The following is a 21101-nucleotide window of genomic DNA, read 5'->3' as shown; positions in this document are numbered from 1 at the left end:
TTGTGGTGTTTCGTATCAAAAATCGCCTTAAATAATGATTTTTTCAATCGGCATAACCACGATACCTTCGGCACCTGCCACTTTTAGTGCATTTATTTTTTCCCAAAAATCCTGCTCGGCAATTACAGAGTGCAGGGCTACCCATCCTTCTTCAAACAGAGGAACAATGGTTGGGCTCTTAACACCAGGCAATAAGCTGACCACTTTTTCAAGGTTTTCTCTGGCTACATTGAGTACAACATATTTTGTTGCTTTAGCTTTCAGTACCGACTTGATCCGCTGTAAAAGTTCGAGCACTTCAGGGTTAAATTCCGAGCCCTCCCGCCCGATCAACACAGCTTCAGATTGCATCACTTCGGCGAAAGGTTTTAGCCCGTTGCTCTTTAAAGTTCCACCTGTAGAAACGATGTCACAGATCGCATCACTCAACCCTAAACCAGGACCAATTTCTACCGATCCTGAGATCGTCCGGATCTGAGCATTTACATTATTTTCCTGTAAATATTTTTCTAGAATTACGGGGTAAGAAGTGGCGATGGCAAGACCTTCCAGATCGGAGATTTCGGATACCGTACTGTTGTTGGGAACGGCGATTTTGAGGGTGCATTTTCCGAAGCCCAATTTCTGTAAATAAGTAACCTGAGCACCTGCTTCGGTGATCACATTTTCGCCTACAATTCCAAGGTCGGCAATGCCATCCTGAACGTATTCTGGAATGTCATCATCACGGAGAAAAAGAATCTCTAACGGGAAGTTGCTAACACTGGATATCAGCGAGCTTTTATAGTTCTCAAAAGAGAGGCCACAGTTTTTTAAAATTTCAACGGATTTTTCGTTTAACCTACCCGATTTCTGGATAGCGATTTTAAGTGTTTTCAATTTGCTGGTATTGAATGGATGAAACAAGAAATAATTCGGAAACAAGTTTTGAAGTACAAAACATTACATATCTATCGCCACAACTGGCGATGGTGCAAATGTAAGTGATGGTTCAAGTGTTTGTTCATAATTATTTTTGTCTCCATTCGCGCAAAGCACTCAGAGGTGCGGCAAATATATAGATTGCTTTTGTAATTCAAAAAATATGTGGCATTTAATTTGTTGTTTTGCATCAAAATTGACAGAACGCTCATTTTAATGAAAAAGCTCCTTTACCTCCTGATACCCATTTGTTTTCTTATACCTGCCTGTAACTGGTTTGCGGAGACTTCTGAGGTAGGAGAGATGCTGTCTATACATTTTGAAAACAAACTGTATAAAAAATTTGATACGGCAGCTTACCATGTAGTTTTTAAAAAGTGTATTGATTCACTTAAAGGTACACTCTCGAATCCCAAAGATATTACGGCCTGGTATGCTGATCATCAAAATGAACCTGTACTGGTTACGGCCTTTTTTGCCGATGGTAGTTTGGATAGCCTGGCCGCGTTCATCAGCAGAAGTCCTGAGCATGGCTTTAGCCCCTCCGTGTTCGGTTATCAGCCACTTGAAGATATGTTGCGCAGCTTACAAGCCAACAAATTTAAAAAGATAGAAGAAGTATATCCAGTAGTTGCCGAACTTGAAATTCGTAGCGCTGAGTCTTTATTGAAATATCATAATGTGATAAATTTTGGTGCGTTAGTACCTAAGAATTTATTGAACCGTTATTACATTCCTACCAAGAGGCCTGACGCAGAAAATAATGTTCGGGTGTTAGGCACAGCGAGTATTCAACAATTGCTGAGTTCTATCCAGCCTGAGTCAGCAAATTACAAAGCCTTGCAGAAAGCGATGCTTGGTTACGCGCAAAGTAATCCTCAGGCAGAGGAGCTGAAGACCCTTCTTGTAAATATGGAGCGCGAGCGTTGGAAGCTTCCCGAAACAGGACCAGAATATGTAGAAGTCAACATCCCCGATTTCACACTCACCTGGTTTAGTAAAAAGGATACGCTTATCCATATGAAGGTGTGCGTGGGTGGCAGGCGCGAAGCGGGCTTTGAAGAAAAGCTACAGACTTACCTGAAAACACATAACCTGGATGATATGCCGAAGAACCACCAGACGCCGTTGTTGTTCAGCAAGCTGAATGCGATTCAGGTAAACCCAGTTTGGAATATCCCTTCAAGTATTGCGCAGAGCGAGATTTACTATCAGGTGTTGAAGGATCCATATTATCTTTCTAACAGCAACATGAGTGTTTACTATAAGGGGGTGCGGGTTGCTGATCCGGACACTATTCAGTGGCGCAAATATTCCAGGGAGAAATTACCTTTCACATTCAAGCAGGGTTCAGGTGGTGGCAATGCGCTTGGTAAATTTAAATTTCTGTTTGACAATGGATCGAGCATTTACCTGCACGATACCAATAACAAGAATGGCTTTAATCTGGCCAACCGTGCAATTAGTCACGGCTGCGTGCGCGTAGAGAAACCGTTGGAGTTTGCACAGCTGCTTGTAGAAAGTCCACAGCAGTTTGATAAGCTGAGAATGGAAGTTAACCTTCCTCCATTGGATACTACAAAAATGAATGTCTTCAGATTTCAGCAGGCAAAAAAGACCGACAGCCTGAAAAGGTTTGAACTTAAACCAAAATGGTTTGGTACCAAAAAGCAGGTCCCTTTGCTCATCAATTATAAAACGGCCTGGGCCGATCAGGGAACTATTCAATATCGCCCTGATGTGTATGGACTAGATGAAAACCTGTGGGCAATATTAAAGAAAATGAGATAAGAAAAATTCCTTGCATTGCAGAAATTTTCTAACTTTGGTTTTTAATGAATTTCCTATACCCAGGTTTTCTTTTTGCACTTTTGGCGGTCGCCATTCCCGTTATTATTCATCTGTTTAATTTTCGGAAGTACAAGCAAGTTTATTTCAGTAACGTTCAATTTCTGACCGAAGCCAAAGCTGAAAGTGCCTCAGGTGAAAAGCTCAAAAATCTGCTGATCCTAATTTCAAGAATCCTCGCCATAATTTTTCTGGTGCTTGCTTTTGCACGGCCGTATTTTAAAAATGATGCGACGGTAGATCCAGGAAATGCCACAGTTGTTTCTGTATATGTTGACAATTCCTTCAGTATGCAAAGCGTCAATAAGGAAGGTAATCTGCTTGATGATGCCAAACGACGTGCAAGAGAAATTGTAAAAGGCTATCCGGTAAGTACGAAGTTCGTGCTAACCACAAACGATTTTGAGGGACGCCACCAACGGATGCTGCAAAAAGAAGATTTCCTCTCACAGTTAGAAGCAGTAAAGATCTCAGCAGGAAACAAGAGCCTGGAACAGGTACTTAGCAGGCAACAAAGCTTTGTGCCTGGTAACAATAACCACATCGAATATATCCTGTCGGATTTTCAGCAAAATTTTGTCGGCAATAAGGTTTTAAGTTCTAAAGCAGGTGTACAGGTAAATCTTGTGAAGCTAACTGCAAACGCATTGCCCAACATAGCCGTGGATAGCGTATGGTTCCTATCTCCGTTGCACCGGCCTGGAGATCAGGAAAAACTTGTAGTACGTTTACGCAATTACACCAATGCCCCCGTTCAGGGAATTCCGGTAAAGCTGACGATCGATAATCAGCAGAAAGCAATTGCTAATCTGAAGATTCCTGAGGGGACAATTCAGGATACCCTTTCTTTTAGCGGACTGAATGAAGGCTGGCATAAAGCAAAGGTCAGTATTAAAGATTATCCAGTTACGTTTGATGACGAACTCAACTTTACATTTAAATCAGACCGGGAACTTAAAGTGCTGAGTATCGGAACAGGGAATGGTGCACCATATATCAGGTCATTATTTGCTGCCGACCCATTTTTCAGTCTTACGGAAATGGCTGAGGCCAATATTAAGTATTCAAGTTTCGGGGACTACAGACTGATCGTGCTCAACGGACTTGAAAACCCTTCGTCAGGATTAGCGCAACAACTCAAAAGCTATGTTGAAGGCGGCGGCGCAGTTGTGATCTTTCCCAACGTAACAGCAGGGCAAGCGATTTATATTACTTTTCTTCAGGCACTCGGGTTGCCGGGTATCGTACAACTCAGGTCAGAGCAAACCACCATAAGCAGTATAGACTTTAAGAATCCTTTGTTTAAAGATGTGTTTGAAGAAATTCCGAAAAACCTGGAGTTACCCCAGGTGAGTAATTATTTTCAGTATGCCAGCTCCAACCAGCGAAATAGTCGTAAGTTGATGGAGTTGCCATTGAACAGGGTGTTCTTTGGGCAGTATAATTTTGGTGGCGGGCAGATCTTTCTATCGGCTTCGTCACTCGACCCAAAAGATAACAATCTGCCACAACATCCTGTCTTTGTCCCATTGATGTATAAGATCGCTTTCAGCAGTGCCCAGGCGCAACCACTTTTTTATACCGTTGGTAAAGATGAGCTGGTGGAAACCAGTAAAACCACGCTTGCGGCAAATCAAACATTGAGATTGACTTCGGAAGGGATTGACTTGATTCCTGAACTGCGCCAGGTTCCTGGCAAGACTTTGGTCTATACTGCCGATCAAATTCGTCAACCGGGATTTTTCGAACTTCGGAAGGCCGACTCGCTACTCTCTGTGTTTGCCTTTAACCAGAGCCGGCTTGAAAGTGAAAGCCGGTATGCCGGCAGTGCTGAACTTAAAAAGATCCTTCCGCAAAAACAGGTACGCTTCCTTGATGCTAATCAGGATGCCCTGAGTTTTGGGGATACTGCAAAAAATAACAGCAATGAGTTATGGAAACTTTGTCTAATTTTGTCCATTGTTTTTTTAGCTGTTGAAATTCTCCTGATTAAATTTTTTCACCACATAAAATTCTAAAAATACATGAATCTCCTTCTTACCAGCGTTACCATTGCCGATCCGAACAGTACATACAATCAGAAAATCTGTGATGTGCGTGTTTCCAATGGGCAGATTGTTGCTATTGAAGAACAGCTGACTCCTGAAAAAGGCGAACAGGTGATAGATGGCGAAGGTGCAATCCTGAGTCCGGGTTTCTTTGACCTGAATTGTGCTGTAGGCGATCCGGGATTTGAAACCCGTGAGGATCTCCAAACCGCCACTAAAACCGCCGGAGCTGGAGGATTTACCGGTATTGCCGTGCTTCCACATACCCAGCCCGTATTGCATTCAAAAGCTGAGATCGAATATGTGTTAAACCGCTCAAGGAACAACATGGTAAATGTATATCCTATTGGGGCTATCAGTCGCAATCTGGAAGGGAAAGAACTTGCAGAGCTTTATGATATGCAGCAGGCGGGAGCCATTGCTTTCTCTGATGGGAACAGGCCGATCACAGATGATGGGTTCATGAGCAGGGCCTTGCAATATGCTAAAGGTTTTGACGCGCTGTTAATGGTTTATCCCGAAAACAAATCCATCGCCGGAAAGTCGATGGTGAACGAGAGCAAAACCAGTGTTTTACTCGGTATGAAGGGTATCCCTACATTGGCAGAAGAGATGCATATTTCGCGAGACATATTTTTAGCTACCTATCATGATATGGAGGTGCATATCAATACCATCTCTACTGCGGGATCCGTAGCACTGATCAAAAAGGCTAAAAAAGATGGCGTAAGGATTACTTGTGATGTTGCTGCCCATCAACTTGTTTTTACCGAAGATGCGTTAAATGATTTCGATAGCAACTATAAAGTTAAACCTCCGCTTCGCGGGAAGAGTGATGTGAAGGCCCTGCTTGCCGGACTTAAAGACGGAACAATTGATGCCGTAAGTGCGCAACACCGTCCTCAAGAGATCGAGCACAAGGATGTAGAGTTCGAAATCGCAGCTTTCGGGATATTGGGATTACAGACCGCTTTACCTTTGCTGATTAAAGCCGGACTGGATGCTCAGCAGATTGCCGAGAAACTCGCTATCGCTCCAAGGAGAATCCTTAAACTGGAAATTCCGACGATCGAAGCCGGGCAACCAGCTAACTTTACCTTGTATCAGCCTAAAGGTACCTGGGAATATAACGATAAAACTAATTTAAGTAAATCAAGGAATTCACCCCTGATGAATCAGACACTGACCGGCAAGGTCGTGTTGGTATATAACAACAATCAATTTCAAGTATATGGATAGTAATGTACAAGGTGCGCTAATTGCGTCATTAACAAAATTTGCAGAAAAATCAGGCGAGGATGCCGCATTGCTTCAGGAAAGCCTGATCACTCTGTTCAGTAAGGAAATTGGGTTTCTGGAAAAAGTAGCCGAGTTTGATGCTGCATTTAATGAATACCCCGCTTTTGAAGAGTTACGTGAAGTATTCTTCGATTTGCTGATGATTAATTTCTTTGCCAATGATGTGAAGAAACTGGAAGAAGATTATCTGGAGACAGACGAGTGGGCAAATATTGAAGAAGAGACTATTGACCGTGGTACAGAATTGCTAAACCTGCTTTTGTATATCAACGAATGTCATGATGAGCAGATCAAGCCTGAACTTGACGACTTCCTGAAAGAGTTCTTATTGGTAGAGGAAGATGAGTTTCAGGATGAGTTTGACATCTATGAAGATCTGATCAGTAACCAGAATCTAGTAGAAGCAAGCATTGAAGATATCTGTAGTCACGCAGGCATGATTGATCTTGGCGAAGAAATGGAAGAGTTATTTGTACCTTTTATGGCATTCTTCCACGAGCCAAGGGGCACAGCTAAGTCTGTAGCAGAGTTAGAAGAATTTAGTGCAAATCCTTCCTTTGATGTTGCAGTTTACACGTTAATTACTAATTTTAACAATAATTAACCTTAAACGTAAAATAAACTAAACGAAAATGGAAACTGTTACCACTTTTAACACCGCTGCGGTGCGTAAAGCAGCTATTACAAATGGACTGATCTGGGGCGCTGTAAGTATCGTACTCTTTTTGGTGTTGTATTTTGTTGCTCCTGAAATGCAGGGAAATTGGGTTGGTGGGACACTTTCTATGGTTGTAGGAATTGCGCTTGCAGTGTTCTTCTGCCTGGATATGCGTAAGAAAGCAGGTGGCTACTGGACTTTTTCTGAAGCACTGCTAAACATTTTTATCATGTTTCTGATTGCTGCTGCGATCTCCTATTTCTTTACCATTGGTTTTTCTAAAATGGTTCCTGAATATGCAGTGCGAATGAAAGAATCGGTAATGAATAACACTGAAGCTACTTACAGAAGCGTAGGGCTTGGTGAAGATAAACTTGCTGAAGCAATGGCTAAGCTATCTGAGCAGTTGGACAAACAATTCAATCCAACGCCGCTTCAAATGATCACTGGTTTTGGTATTACAGCAGTAATGTATTTTATCGGTGCCCTGATCTTTGCTGCCATCTTTAAGAAAACACAGCCGATATTCTTCAAAACAGAAGAATAGGTCGTTAATACGTATACAAAAGCCAATATATCCGCGTTTAGGATCTATTGGCTTTTTTGTTGTCCTATGTTATCAATAATATCATTTAAATTGACAAAATTTGCGTTTTGTTTTTAAGCGCATCAATACATGGATATATCTGTTGTCATTCCCTTACTTAATGAAGAAGAATCCTTACCTGAGTTAACCACATGGATTAACAAGGTTATGGTTGAAAACGGCTTCTCTTATGAAATTCTTTTTGTAGATGACGGGAGTACTGATAAGTCATGGGCTGTGATTGAAGAATTAAAAACGGAATATCCGGCAGTAAAAGCGATCAAATTCAGAAGAAATTACGGTAAGTCGGCAGCCCTTAATGTAGCCTTCGCTGCTGCGCATGGTGAGGTAATCATTACCATGGATGCAGACTTGCAGGATAGCCCTGATGAAATCCCCGAGCTGTATCGCAGGATCAGGGAAGAGAAGTATGATATTGTTTCCGGCTGGAAGAAAAAACGCTACGACCCGATTACTAAAACTATCCCCACCAAACTTTTTAACGCGGCAACGCGCAAGATGTCGGGCATTCAGCTCAACGACTTTAATTGCGGCTTAAAAGCATACCGCAAGGACGTAATCAAGACTATTGAGGTTTACGGAGAGATGCACCGGTATATTCCGGTAATCGCTAAATGGGCTGGCTTCCACAAAATAGGCGAGCAGGTTGTAGAACACCGTGCCCGTAAATATGGCGTTACCAAATTCGGTTTCAGCCGTTTTATCAACGGTTTTCTGGATCTGCTATCTATCTTTTTTGTAGGTAAGTTTGCAAAGCGGCCGATGCATTTTTTTGGGTCTCTCGGGGTGCTCAGTTTTTTCCTGGGGATGGTAGCAGCAATCTGGCTTATAGCTGTTAAATTATATCATATTTCAGCACACATTCCCTACAAACGGGACATTACAGATCAGCCCTTGTTTTATATCGCGCTGGTAGCAATAATTGTGGGCTCGCAGCTATTTTTGACGGGTTTTGTTGCTGAGTTAGTTTCGCGTAATGCGCCCGAGCGGAACCATTATCTGATTGAAAAAGAAATGCATTAGTCATGTTTTTCTCCATTATTATTCCTTTATATAACCGCCCGCAGGAAATCGACGAGCTATTGTATACACTCAGTAAACAGAGTTATATGCAGTTTGAGGTACTTGTGATTGAAGATGGTTCGAAAAACGATGCAAAGGCCATAGTTGCCAAATATGCGCATCAGTTGGATATTCAGTATTACTACAAGGAAAACGAGGGACAGGGATTTACCCGTAACTATGGGTTTGCGCGTGCTAAGGGCGATTATTTTGTGGTCTTTGATTCTGACTGTCTGATCCCTGAGGATTACCTGGAGACGGTTGCAAATTACCTGCTGGAGCATAAGCTGGATGCCTATGGAGGGCCAGATGCGGCACATGCTAGTTTTAGCCCAGTACAAAAGGCAATCAGTTATGCCATGACTTCACCTTTCACGACCGGAGGAATCAGGGGCAATGCCAAGCATGTTGGGCAATTCCATCCACGCAGTTTCAATATGGGTGTTTCACGTGAGGTATGGGAAACTGTAGGTGGATTTATTCTCACCCGTCTGGGAGAAGATATTGAGTACAGTATCAGAATTCATGAGGCAGGGTTTAAGATAGGTCTTATTCCTGCTGCAAAGGTTTATCATAAACGACGCACCAGCTTCCTGCAATTCTATAAGCAGCTTCATTTTTTTGGCAGAGCCAGGATCAATATCTATAAACATTTCCCCAAAGAACTTAAGCTGGTGCATTTTTTTCCGGCGGCCTTTACGGTAGGATTTGTTTTCACGCTGATACTTAATGTAATATATCCCCCATTAGCGTATATTTGCGATGCGGTAATAGTATTGATCTTCCTGTTGATATTTTTTCATTCATGGATGTTGAATAAATCGCTGAAAGTTGCGTTTCTTAGTATTATCGCAGCCTTCATACAGCTAACAGCCTATGGTCTGGGCTTTATACAAGACCTCATTAAAAGAATAGTACTGAACAAGAATGATTGATTTTTTAAAAGAAAGCACCTTTACTGTTAATGAGGTGATCGGAAAAGCCTGGAAAGTGACTTTTGAGAATTACTTCTCACTGGCCACATTATGCTTCCTGATTTTTATTACACTTACTACCTCTAGCCTGATGGCTTTCTTTTTAAAAGATGTAAATATCGGCATGCGAATTATCATGGTGCTTATTTTCATTGTTTTGTATTGCACCGTTAACCTTAGCCTCTTCAAATACATTTTCCACTTGTTGGATAACGAAGAAGAAAATATTACGATCGTGAGCACTTTGCCTACCCGTCAACAAATCATCCGTTTCCTGATTGCAACCTTTTATTTTGCCTTGTGCATCATCTTTGTGGGTATTTTATTATATCCAGTGTTATTTGTGTTGGATCCAGTGTTGCGGTACGCCGTAAAATTGGGCTGGGTAGAAGACCTTGCTGCTGCGGGCAGGGTAGTTACAAATATTGCCGTTGCTATTGCTATTGTAGCCATCTTCATCACCTTTATCAGAATTTCGTTCTTTCAGTTTTTTATTATTGACAAACAAAGTACGCCATGGCAGTCGATCAAGTTCAGTCTGGCAACAACCCGGGGCAACTTTACAAAAATCTTGTTGTTGTTACTGGTGTTGGGGGGCTTTCATCTGTTGTCCTTGTTCTTTAATTATCTGCACTGGTCTGTAGTCTCATTAATTGTGATCAGCCTGAGCTCTTTCGTTGTGGTGCCTTTATCCAGCGTAGCGCTGACTATAGCCTATCGCAAGATGATGGGCGACTACAAGGGCGACGCAGAACCGGATATCATTCATAACCTAGTTTAGACCCTATGGGATTAAAAGCGGCACTCAGCAAACCCTTTGCAGCTCTTGTTGTGCGGGGCATTGAAAAGTGGAAAAAACATGCCGTAGCTGCGCAGGAAAAAACCATGCTTAAATTGGTTGATGCGGCTAAGGATACTGCATTTGGCAGAGACCATGATTTTAAGGGTATCAAGACCTATGCAGATTTTAAATCAAGGGTTCCTGTACGCGACTATGAAGACTTGCGCCCGTATATAGACCGTGTGGTTGCTGGCGAAGTTGATGTGATGTGGTCTGGTAAGCCCGAATATTTTGCTAAAACATCTGGTACCACATCTGGTGCCAAGTACATTCCAATTTCCAAAGAGTCGATGCCTGAGCATATCAAGGCTGCCCGCAATGCGCTGTTAACCTATGTGCACGAAACAGGAAACGCAGATTTCGTAAATGGGAAAATGATCTTTTTACAAGGTAGTCCGGTCATGGACAAGAAGAATGGAATCAATGTAGGTAGGCTTTCCGGTATTGTAGCCAATCTGGTTCCGGCATATTTGCAGAAAAACAGGTTGCCATCCTACAAAACCAATTGTATTGAAGACTGGGAGGAGAAGGTTGACGCGATCGTGGAAGAAACGAAGGATCAGGATATGACATTGATTTCTGGCATCCCGCCCTGGGTACAGATGTACTTTGACAGGTTAACCGAGAAAACAGGCGGCAAGAAAATTAAAGATATTTTTAAAAACCTGCAGCTGTTTGTATATGGCGGAGTGAACTACGAGCCTTACCGTGCTAAAATAGAGGCCAGCATTGGCAGGAAGGTAGACAGTATAGAAACCTATCCCGCGTCTGAAGGGTTTATTGCCTATCAGGACAGTCAGCATGACAAGAGCTTACTTTTATTGGCTGATGCTGGTATGTTTTACGAATTTGTTCCTGCGGATGAATATTCAAATGAAAATCCGACAAGGTTGAGTTTAGGCGAGGTGGAGCTTGACAAAAATTACGCCTTGATATTAAATACAAATGCGGGTCTGTGGGGCTATAGCATCGGTGATACCGTTAAGTTTGTATCTAAGAACCCTTATAAGATTTTGGTTACCGGAAGAATCAAACATTTTATCTCTGCCTTTGGCGAGCATGTTATCGGCGAAGAAGTAGAGCAGGCACTATGGAATGTCGCCAATGCGGAAGGTGTGCGTATTACCGAATTTACTGTGGCACCTCAGGTAAATCCTCCGGCAGGGGAATTGCCGTATCATGAATGGTTTATTGAGTTTGCCAAAGCACCTGCAGATTTAACAGATTTTAGTCAAAAGGTTGACGAAGCCCTGCAAAAGAAAAATATTTACTACTTTGACCTGATAACAGGAAGTATACTGCAACCGCTGGTAATCCGGTCGCTGCAAAAAGATGCTTTCGTAAACTACATGCGCTCGGCAGGCAAGCTGGGTGGACAGAACAAAGTTCCCCGTTTGGCTAACGACAGGAAGATTGCGGATAGTTTAACTAGCTTTACGATTTAGAAATTACAATTGAAAAATATAGCAATACTGGGCTCTACAGGCTCTATAGGAACACAGACTTTGGAGGTGATACGGGCTAACCCGGGTCTCTATAAAGTGGTGGCACTAACTGCACAAAAGAATGCAGAATTATTGATCGAACAGGCTTTGCAGTACTTACCTGAGTTGGTTGTAATCTGTGACGATAGCCAATACGGCAAAGTAAAAGATGCACTCTCAGATTATTCCATCAAAGTGCTGGCTGGTGAGGAAGCGCTCTGCGAAGCAGCAAGCCTGGAGGGTGCAGACCTGGTCATCACTGCCATCATGGGGTCTGTTGGGTTAAAACCAACTATCGCTGCCATCAAGGCTAAAAAAGATATCGGTCTCGCTAATAAGGAAACCCTGGTTGTTGCCGGAAGTCTGGTTACGCAGCTGGCAAAAGCTAATGGGGTAAAGATCTTACCTGTAGACTCAGAACACTCGGCAATTTTTCAATGCCTGGTGGGCGAAAGTTATAGCAACATCGAAAAAATCTACCTCACTGCTTCCGGCGGACCGTTTCGTGGTAAAGACAGGGCCTTTTTATCGGGTGTTACCAAAGCTGCTGCATTGAAGCATCCAAACTGGGTGATGGGTGCTAAGATCACAATTGACTCAGCTTCGCTGATGAATAAAGGGCTTGAAGTAATTGAAGCAAAATGGTTGTTTGACCTGGAAGCAGATCAAATTGATGTGATTGTACATCCACAGTCTATCATACACTCGTTGGTTCAATTTACCGATGGCTCCATTAAAGCACAGATGGGGTTGCCAGACATGAAGCTGCCAATTCACTACGCGATGGCTTATCCTGAACGCGCAGGTACAGATTTCCCGAGATTTAATTTTATGGATTATCCAGAATTGAGCTTTGAGCAGCCAGACCGTACTACATTCCGGAATCTTGAACTTGCCTATCGGGCGATGGAGCAAGGTGGAAATATGCCATGCATCATCAACGCTGCCAATGAGATTGTAGTGGCGGCCTTTCTGGAAGACAAAATTGGATTCCTGGAAATGAGTGATGTAATTGAAAGGTGCATGCAGGACGTATCTTTTATCGCTGAGCCAGACCTCAATAATTTCCTTGAAACCGATGCACATACCCGTATATTTGCCCGGGAACTCGTAACAAATCAAACTTTATCTATCTAAATAAAAGAACACACAAATAAATATATGAACGGACTGATTATGGCTGCCCAGTTATTGCTGGGATTATCAATATTAGTAATCTTACACGAGTTAGGCCACTTTTTGGCTGCCCGTGCTTTTAATATCAAAGTAGAGAAATTTTACCTGTTTTTTGATGCCTGGGATGTAAAGCTTTTCAGCGTTACTAAAGGGGATTGTGAATACGGAATCGGTTGGTTGCCTTTGGGTGGCTATGTGAAGATTGCCGGAATGATCGACGAGTCTATGGATACCGAGGCGATGGCCCTGCCACCGCAACCCTGGGAGTTTAGATCCAAACCTGCCTGGCAACGTTTAATCGTAATGCTTGCAGGTGTATTCGTAAACATCGTGGTAGGTATTTTCATTTTCTGGATGCTGACATTCAAATATGGTGAGACGTTTATCCCAAATAGCAGCGTTAAAAACGGAATTAATCCTGGAGTTATCGGACAGAGTATCGGTTTGCAGAAAGGTGACCGTATCACCGCGATTAATGGTAAAGAGGTTGTACGCTTTGATGAGATCACCTCCTCAAAAGTATTGCTTGGTAACACACAACTGACTGTGTTACGTGGTGCACAAACTTTAGATGTTAAAGTGCCCGACAATATTCTCAATAAAATATCAGATCAGGGTGTAGAAGCGTTTATTGACCGCGCCCCATTGCTTTCTTCAACTATTGATAGCATCATGCCCGGTAAACCAGCAGCTAAAGCTGGCGTACAAAAAGGTGATGTCATTACTGCAGTCAACAATGTGCCTGTAAAATACAATGTTGACGTTATCGCTGAGGTTAAGAAAAACAAGGGCAAGTCTATCGTGCTTAACATAGATAGATCTGGTTCAGCACAGGTAATAACTTTACCTGCCGATACTGCCGGATCAGTGGGTGTTGGCTTTAATGTCAACGAAATTAAAGAAGAGACCATTAAATATGGTTTCTTTGAAGCGCTTCCATTAGGTGTAAATCAAGCATGGAAAATGTTTGGCGACAATGCGAAAGGTATTGGTAAAGTATTAACTGGAAAGATTAAGGCAAATAAGGCATTTTCAGGTCCTGTAGAGATCGCAAGAAAGGTTTACGGCGGACAGTGGATCTGGGCCAGGTTCTGGGCTTCTACAGCCTTTATATCAATTGCATTGGCATTTATGAATTTACTACCTATTCCTGCACTTGATGGTGGGCATGTGGTATTTCTATTAGTGGAAATGGTAAGAGGCAAGCCTCTGGGAGATAAATTTATGGAGCGTGCACAGATTGTAGGTTTCGTAATTCTTTTGTCACTGATGGTTTTTGTACTGGGTAATGATGTGTTTAAGGCATTCTTAAAGTAAGGCTGATGGATTATTTTGAATTTTACGGTTTGCCGGTTTCATTTAATCCGGATGCTGCAGAAGTAAAGAAGCAGTTTTATGCTTTAAGCAAAAAATACCATCCTGACTTTTACATCAATGAATCTGTTGAGAAACAAGATGAGGTGCTGGAACTGTCGACATTAAATAACAAGGCCTACCAGGTGCTTGGCAATCCTCAAAAATTGCTACCCTACGTATTGGAGCTGAAAGGCCTTGTTACTGAAGGGGAACATTATACCTTGCCTCAGGATTTTCTGATGGAGATGATGGATGTGAACGAAGCGTTGATGGATTTACAGTTTGATCCGGATGCAGAGAAACTTGCTGCCCAGGTGAAAGAGATTGATGCGATAGAAGCGGGGATGCAGGCTGAATTGACAACATTGAAAGATGCTTTTGATACTTCAGGATCTGCAGATGATTTACTGAAGATCAAAGACCTGTACTACCGGACAAAATATTTATACAGGATCAGGGAAAGCCTGGCCAAAATTAAAGCTTAGTTTATGAAGACCGAATCCATTTTTAGAAAAGTAGCCGTTGCGGAGGGAATCTCTTACATTCTGTTGATTTTTATCGCTATGCCTTTAAAATATTGGGCGGGCTTGCCGCTGGCAGTAAAATATACAGGTTGGGCACACGGTGTACTTTTTATGCTGTATATCGTGTTTTTCATTATGTCGTGGATGGAAAGCAGATGGAAATTGCAGCGTGCAGCCATGTATTTAGTGGCATGTCTGTTACCTTTTGCGCCGTTTTGGGTTGATAAACAGCTTGCTAAAGATAATTAAAAATAATGTTTGTTAATTTGGACTGCAATGAATAGATTTGCATCCCGCTAACAAGCAAATGCCCAGCTGGCGGAATTGGTAGACGCGCTGGTCTCAAACACCTGTGGGAAACCGTGCCGGTTCGACTCCGGCGCTGGGTACATTGAAAAGCCTTAGAGAAATCTAAGGCTTTTTTGGTTATTTTAGGTAATTTAGATAAATGTACGCCGTGGTCAGAACATTGATTTTTTTCTATCTACTTCTATTCTCTATAACAACCTATGCCCAGGCAGCAAGACTGGAGCAGGAGAAATTTATTAATCTGTTGAACAGGAACTTTAAAACTAAACTCCTTCCAGATTCGGATGCTTTGTACACACTTAATATCCAAATTGCTTTAGATAATAACTCCAGAGCCGTGATAACATCCAGTGACGCTGTGTTATTCGATAAAATTGGTATTATTCCATTTCTGCAGAATTATAATTACAAATTGCTAATGGGAGAAGTTAGGCCGCTTAAATTTATTCTGCCAATTGGGATCATTGTAGCAAGCTCAAAATATGGGCCTAAAAGCATCGATCTTCATATTGCCGATAAACTGTCAAACCTATTTTATCACGAAAAGCCCGAAGACGATAACATCAGGATTGTTTATTTGAACTCAGTGATACTATTCGCCGATAAAAAGGTTTACCACTAACTACATATTTTCTCAATTCAAGTGCGTCCGAATCCTGCACTACCGTCAAATTTAGTCTTTAAAAACGGGCACCTAATCTTTATTGCTCACGCGGTCAAGTTTCTTATACCAATACCTTAACTTTGAAAAATGAACTCAAATCGAGTGATTTTTTTCATCTTCAATAACGTTCACCTTCTTGATTTAGCGGGGGCAGTAACTGTTTTTTATGAATCCGGATGCTGCGGAAAGCATTACGATATCCATTATGTTTCACCATATGACAATCCAGCAACCTCATCTGGTATTGGATTTTCAAATGTTCAGCCCCTTAATTCGGTAACAGTTCGTCAGGAAGATATTGTAGTTGTAGCAGGAATGGAAATTGAAAAATGGAACCGGGCAGATGATCATCTCTGGATACCCTGGTTACAGTCTGCTGCTGCAGCCGGTGCTACCATAGCGTCAATCTGCACGGCAGCCTTTGCACTTGCTGCTGCGGGACTTCTAAATGGACACAACTGCACTACACACTGGGCATGGACTACAGCATTACAGCAACGATACCCGTTGCTCAAGGTAATAGAGAATAAACTATTTGTACAAAGCGGCCGGATTTTCACCAGTGCCGGAATCGCTACAGGAATTGATCTTGCGCTCTATCTGGTAGAAGAACAACACGGAGCGGCTTTTGCATGTCTTGTAGCGAAAGATATGGTAGTTCACATACGGAGAGATGGGACAGAAGCACAAAGCAGTATTTATCTTCAAAACAGACAGCATATTAACCATCATGTACACCACATACAGGATTATATTACTAAACATTTACATCATAAAATAACAATAGGAGAGCTTGCTGAACTGGTCTTTATTAGTCCAAGGAATCTCACGCGACTGTTCAAATCTGCCACAGGAGTTACCATCGGTCAATATATTCAGGCGTTAAGACAAGAAAAAGCAAAGCATTTGCTTAAAACCAAACATAAGATAGCCTGGGTAGCGAAAGAATGTGGTTATAGCAACACAGCCCAATTGAGAAGGCTGGTTAAAGAAGCAAAGGATTAACAGATTTCATAAACAGAATGGCCGGATTCTTACTACAGCTGTCCTGATTTGTTAGGTGTATTCAATTAATTTTGGATTCAAATACTATAGTATGAAACAGCTGCTACGCTTAATCCTTTTTATTCCATGTTTTGCATTTACTCAAATTTGTGCAGCAACGTATGTTTGTCCACCGTGTAACCACCCGTGTGACACCACTGCCTATCAGCAACCCGGTGTTTGTGCACATTGTGGGATGACATTAGTTGAGAAAAATGAACAAGCGTTAAAGGATCAAAAAATAACAGTTTGCTTTTTTTTATATGATGGGGTAGAGGTGCTTGACTTTGCAGGTCCGATGGAAGTATTTTCTTATGCAGGATTCAAGATAATAACCGTCGCGAAAACCAAAGCACCTCTTTTATCACAGGGAATTTTAAAGATTACTCCTGACTACAGTATTCAGGACGCCCCACAAGCAGATATTTTTGCGGTATTTGGTGGTTCAGATGATGTGGCAACAAATGATCCAGAGGTTATTTCCTGGATAAAATCCATGGATAGTGCCACTAAAAGCTATTTTTCTGTTTGCACCGGGGCTTTTATTCTTGGTAAAGCAGGGTTGCTTGATCAGCTTACCGTTACCACTTTTCATAAAAGTATAACAAATCTGCAAAAAGCGGTACCGAATGCTAAAGTGCTTCAAAATGTGCGCTATGTTGATAATGGTCGGGTAATTACTACAGCGGGGATTTCGGCTGGTATAGATGGTGCTTTACACCTGGTCTCAAAGTTGAGAGGTAAAGACGTTGCAGAGGCAGTTGCAAAACAGATAGAATACGATAAATATGTGCCCGAACAAGGAATGGATTTATCAAGTGCGGAACCGCCAAAAACTAAAATTTCTAATAAGGAACGTTAAAGGTTTATTCCCTGTTATGATCACTCACAAACTAAGTCGTTAAATTAATGAATGTTTAAAGTCAATCCAAAATTAAATCGATATCTGCATACCTAAAATAGTATAAAACAAGGGTAGGTATTGGGTGTATAAAGGGTTCGATAAGAAAGGCAGTCAGTTAGGGGCCAAGTAGCGGACAAGTAGCCACTAAGTAGCCACCACATAGGGTAATACAAGCTTGTGAAATACTAGTCATTAGCTATACAAATCGAACTTTGTTAAGACTCATGTCAGAAGCAATACCTGCCTAAATTGAACCGGGTAATAGCCAAAGGCAAGCTGAGCTAACCACCACATTTTAAGTGATGAAACAGCAGGTCCCAATATTGCAGTAATACTTTGAACAACACATTTTCTGTAAAGGGATATATAAATCTGCATTCGATATTTATTTCAAATTCCATTATCTTTGCCACTCATTTTAATATCCCCCTTTCGTGATTAATGTAAATAATATCTCCGTTTCCTTTGGCGGAACTACCCTGTTTAGTGATGTAACCTTTTCGATCAACGAAAATGACAAAATAGCCCTGATGGGTAAAAATGGTGCAGGTAAGTCAACTATTCTCAAAATAATTGCCGGTGCTACGAAACCTACTTCTGGCAATGTTACCGGCCCTAAGGATGCAGTTATTGCTTATCTGCCACAGCACCTACTTACGCAAGATAACGTTACTGTATTTGAAGAAACGTCAAAAGCATTTCAGGAGATGCATCAAATGCAGAAGGAACTGGATGAATTAAACGAGCAGCTCACGATAAGAACAGATTACGAAAGTGACGATTACATGAAATTAATTGAACGTGTATCGGAATTAAGTGAGAAGTTCTACTCTGTAGAAGAGGTTAATTATGATGCTGAAATAGAAAAGGTATTAAAAGGCTTAGGATTTGAACGTAAAGACTTCACGCGTCAAACTTCTGAGTTTTCGGGAGGATGGCGCATGCGAATTGAGTTGGCAAAGATTCTGTTAAAGAAACCGGATCTGATTTTACTAGATGAGCCTACCAACCACATGGATATTGAAAGTATTCAATGGCTTGAAGATTTCTTGATCAACTCGGCTAAAGCGGTAGTTGTTATTTCGCACGATCGTACATTCGTCGATAACATCACCAATCGTACAGTAGAGGTTACAATGGGTAGGATATATGATTATAAAGCCAAATATACCCATTATCTGCAGTTGCGTGCTGATCGTCGCGTGCACCAGCTAAAAGCATATGAAGAACAACAGCGCTTTATTGCCGACAATCAGGAGTTTATTGACCGCTTTAGGGGTACATATTCTAAGACTTTGCAAGTACAGTCGCGTGTAAAAATGCTTGAGAAGCTCGATGTAATTGAAATCGATGAAGTGGATACTTCTGCATTGCGCTTAAAATTCCCACCTTCTCCGCGCTCGGGTCAATATCCTGTTATTGTAGAGGAGCTTACCAAAACTTATGGCGACCATGTAGTATTTGAGAAAGCATCAATGGTTATTGAACGGGGAGAAAAAGTAGCTTTTGTCGGTAAAAATGGTGAAGGTAAGTCGACCATGATTAAAGCCATCATGAGCGAGATTGAATTTGAAGGAAGCCTTAAAGTTGGCCACAATGCTAAGATTGGTTATTTCGCTCAAAACCAAGCTGCGCTGCTTGATGAAAGTTTAACCGTATTTGATACTGTAGATCAAATCCCGCTCACCACCGGCACGCTAAAAATCAAAGACCTTTTAGGTGCTTTTATGTTTAGTGGTGACGATATTACAAAAAAAGTTAAGGTGCTATCTGGTGGTGAAAAGACACGTTTGGCAATGATTAAGCTGCTGCTGGAGCCGGTAAACGTATTAATCCTGGACGAGCCAACTAACCACCTGGATATGAAAACCAAAGATATTATCAAAGAGGCCCTGCAAGATTTCGATGGCACCTTGATTTTAGTGTCGCACGATCGTGACTTCCTGGATGGTCTGGCTCAAAAAGTATTTGAATTTGGTAATAAACGTATCCGTGAACACTTTGAAGATATCAAAGGTTTCCTGGCCTACAAAAAAATGAACAGCTTAAAAGAGATTGAAGAAGGTAAGTAAATTATATAACCACCGATGAAAAAATTCCTGTTTCTTATCAGCCTGTTGTTTGTTAATTACTTTGTATCGGGCCAAAAAGTTGTAGAACCTTCTACAACGATGCATCCTGAATGGTCTAAACCTTATCAGCCCTTTCGAATCGTAGGTAACCTGTATTACGTAGGAACTTACGATTTAGCGTGTTATCTCATTGTAACACCTAAGGGCAATATATTGATCAACACTGGCCTGGCATCCTCCGCTTCATATATAAAGAAAAACATAGAAACTTTAGGGTTTAAGTTTGCGGATACTAAAATACTGTTAAATATGCAGGCACACTTTGACCACATGGGGGCAATGGCCGCAATAAAAAGGCTGACAGGCGCTAAACTGATGATGGATGAAGGGGATGCGGCTATGGCCGCTGGTGGTGGCCGTTCAGACTATTCTTCCAGGCAGAAGGTTATGACTTACGTGCCTGTAAAACCTGATCGCCTACTACATAATGGCGATACTGTAAAATTGGGTGGTATGCAGTTAATAATGCTGCATCATCCCGGACATACTAAAGGATCCAACAGTTATTTGTTCACTGTCGCAGATAAAAAACGAAAATACAGGGTGTTAATTGCGAATATGCCCACTATAATCACCGATGAAAAGTTTTCAGATTTATCTGACTATCCCACTATCGCTAAAGATTATGCCTACACCATCAATTCAATGCAAAATTTGAACTTTGATATCTGGTTGGCAGCGCATGCGAGTCAATTCGATCTTGCTGGTAAGCATAAACCAGGTAACAGCTATAATCCAGCAGCTTTTATGGATAAGAAGGGATACGACGACAATATGAATAACTTACGAAAAGCTTTTACTGAGCATAAATAGCGCGTAGTTATTTTTATTCATGTATATGAGTTTGGCTGCCGTGCACAGTACCAGTAGCTTTTACCATGAAACGGGAACTTCATCCAGGTTATAGTACACCGGAATTCCTTTTTCTTTTGCAATGCGCACATCTTCATCGGCCCCTTTCGATGCACCCGCTATGCGGAATATCGCATCACACTTTTCGAGCAGACGGTGGGCAGCGGGATATTGTATCTCATTCCAAATGTCATCCCCGGTTTGAGCAGAACCTGCCAAGTGGATCAACGGCAAAGCCACCCATTCTCCAATCATAGGGATATGCCCCTTTTTAAACAAGGGTAGGGCCATTGCCTCAAGGTTATTCAGATTCTGTTGCATTAAAGACGGGTCGTCATTGGTGCCGCTTCTGTAAGGGCCGGAAATTAATATCAGCATAGTTTTCTTTTTACAAATAG

The 21101-nt window shown here is 41.8% G+C and carries 20 protein-coding genes and 1 tRNA gene; 19 read left to right on the top strand and 2 right to left on the bottom strand.

Features of this window, described 5'->3' with window-relative positions; genetic code table 11:
- Positions 1–27 precede the first annotated feature (27 nt).
- Positions 28–879, bottom strand: a complete 852-nt coding sequence (gene hisG / locus CLV32_RS09535) for an ATP phosphoribosyltransferase (RefSeq protein WP_133554802.1) — start codon at positions 877–879, stop codon at positions 28–30.
- A gap of 258 nt (positions 880–1137) precedes the next feature.
- Between hisG and CLV32_RS09530 the strand changes: the two genes are divergently transcribed.
- From CLV32_RS09530 to bla, 19 genes are all read left to right on the top strand, one after another.
- On the top strand, positions 1138–2712 hold the full coding sequence (locus CLV32_RS09530; protein WP_133554800.1) for a L,D-transpeptidase family protein: 1575 nt from the start codon (positions 1138–1140) through the stop codon (positions 2710–2712).
- Positions 2713–2756: 44 nt separating this feature from the next.
- A complete protein-coding gene (locus CLV32_RS09525; RefSeq protein ID WP_133554798.1) occupies positions 2757–4787 on the top strand; it encodes a BatA domain-containing protein in 2031 nt (676 codons plus the stop codon).
- Positions 4788–4793: 6 nt separating this feature from the next.
- The gene (locus CLV32_RS09520; protein WP_133554796.1) at positions 4794–6056 is read left to right on the top strand and encodes a dihydroorotase; all 1263 of its coding nucleotides are present in this window, start codon (positions 4794–4796) and stop codon (positions 6054–6056) included.
- Entirely contained in the window at positions 6049–6720 is a 672-nt protein-coding gene (locus CLV32_RS09515) for a hypothetical protein (RefSeq protein ID WP_133554794.1), read from the top strand. The genes CLV32_RS09520 and CLV32_RS09515 overlap by 8 nt, the downstream gene beginning before the upstream one ends.
- A gap of 28 nt (positions 6721–6748) precedes the next feature.
- Positions 6749–7321: a DUF4199 domain-containing protein gene (locus CLV32_RS09510; RefSeq protein ID WP_133554792.1), complete on the top strand. Its 573-nt coding sequence runs from the start codon at positions 6749–6751 to the stop codon at positions 7319–7321.
- Positions 7322–7450: 129 nt separating this feature from the next.
- Positions 7451–8404: a glycosyltransferase family 2 protein gene (locus CLV32_RS09505; protein WP_133554790.1), complete on the top strand. Its 954-nt coding sequence runs from the start codon at positions 7451–7453 to the stop codon at positions 8402–8404.
- Positions 8405–8406: 2 nt separating this feature from the next.
- Positions 8407–9378 carry a glycosyltransferase gene (locus CLV32_RS09500; RefSeq protein WP_133554788.1) on the top strand — a complete coding sequence of 324 codons (972 nt, stop codon included), beginning with the start codon at positions 8407–8409 and terminating at the stop codon, positions 9376–9378.
- Positions 9371–10198: a hypothetical protein gene (locus tag CLV32_RS09495; protein ID WP_133554786.1), complete on the top strand. Its 828-nt coding sequence runs from the start codon at positions 9371–9373 to the stop codon at positions 10196–10198. Before CLV32_RS09500 ends, CLV32_RS09495 begins: the two co-directional genes overlap by 8 nt.
- 5 nt (positions 10199–10203) lie before the next feature.
- The gene (locus CLV32_RS09490) at positions 10204–11703 is read left to right on the top strand and encodes a GH3 auxin-responsive promoter family protein (RefSeq protein ID WP_133554784.1); all 1500 of its coding nucleotides are present in this window, start codon (positions 10204–10206) and stop codon (positions 11701–11703) included.
- A 9-nt stretch (positions 11704–11712) separates the two neighbouring features.
- Entirely contained in the window at positions 11713–12879 is a 1167-nt protein-coding gene (locus CLV32_RS09485; RefSeq protein ID WP_133554782.1) for a 1-deoxy-D-xylulose-5-phosphate reductoisomerase, read from the top strand.
- Between the two features lie 24 nt (positions 12880–12903).
- Positions 12904–14235, top strand: a complete 1332-nt coding sequence (gene rseP, locus CLV32_RS09480) for an RIP metalloprotease RseP (RefSeq protein ID WP_133554781.1) — start codon at positions 12904–12906, stop codon at positions 14233–14235.
- A gap of 5 nt (positions 14236–14240) precedes the next feature.
- Positions 14241–14759 (top strand): iron-sulfur cluster co-chaperone HscB C-terminal domain-containing protein, encoded by a 519-nt coding sequence (locus CLV32_RS09475; protein ID WP_133554779.1) that lies wholly within the window; start codon positions 14241–14243, stop codon positions 14757–14759.
- Positions 14760–14762: 3 nt separating this feature from the next.
- On the top strand, positions 14763–15047 hold the full coding sequence (locus CLV32_RS09470; protein WP_133554777.1) for a DUF3817 domain-containing protein: 285 nt from the start codon (positions 14763–14765) through the stop codon (positions 15045–15047).
- A 60-nt stretch (positions 15048–15107) separates the two neighbouring features.
- Positions 15108–15187, top strand: a tRNA-Leu gene (locus CLV32_RS09465).
- 68 nt (positions 15188–15255) lie between these two features.
- Complete coding sequence (locus CLV32_RS09460) at positions 15256–15729, top strand: hypothetical protein (RefSeq protein ID WP_133554775.1); 474 nt, start codon at positions 15256–15258, stop codon at positions 15727–15729.
- A 129-nt stretch (positions 15730–15858) separates the two neighbouring features.
- Positions 15859–16776, top strand: coding sequence for a GlxA family transcriptional regulator (locus tag CLV32_RS09455; protein WP_133554773.1), 918 nt, complete (start codon positions 15859–15861; stop codon positions 16774–16776).
- Positions 16777–16867: 91 nt separating this feature from the next.
- A complete protein-coding gene (locus tag CLV32_RS09450) occupies positions 16868–17677 on the top strand; it encodes a DJ-1/PfpI family protein (RefSeq protein ID WP_133554771.1) in 810 nt (269 codons plus the stop codon).
- A gap of 476 nt (positions 17678–18153) precedes the next feature.
- Complete coding sequence (locus tag CLV32_RS09445; protein ID WP_133554769.1) at positions 18154–19791, top strand: ABC-F family ATP-binding cassette domain-containing protein; 1638 nt, start codon at positions 18154–18156, stop codon at positions 19789–19791.
- A gap of 15 nt (positions 19792–19806) precedes the next feature.
- On the top strand, positions 19807–20664 hold the full coding sequence (bla, locus tag CLV32_RS09440; RefSeq protein ID WP_133554767.1) for a subclass B3 metallo-beta-lactamase: 858 nt from the start codon (positions 19807–19809) through the stop codon (positions 20662–20664).
- A 60-nt stretch (positions 20665–20724) separates the two neighbouring features.
- Here bla and CLV32_RS09435 read toward each other — a convergent pair whose 3' ends face one another.
- Positions 20725–21081, bottom strand: coding sequence for a DUF4406 domain-containing protein (locus CLV32_RS09435; protein WP_133554764.1), 357 nt, complete (start codon positions 21079–21081; stop codon positions 20725–20727).
- Between the last annotated feature and the right edge of the window lie 20 nt (positions 21082–21101).

It is taken from the genome of Pedobacter duraquae, assembly GCF_004362245.1.
GTDB classification, from domain to species: Bacteria; Bacteroidota; Bacteroidia; order Sphingobacteriales; family Sphingobacteriaceae; genus Pedobacter; species Pedobacter duraquae.
This window is presented reverse-complemented; position numbering and strand designations above follow the sequence as displayed.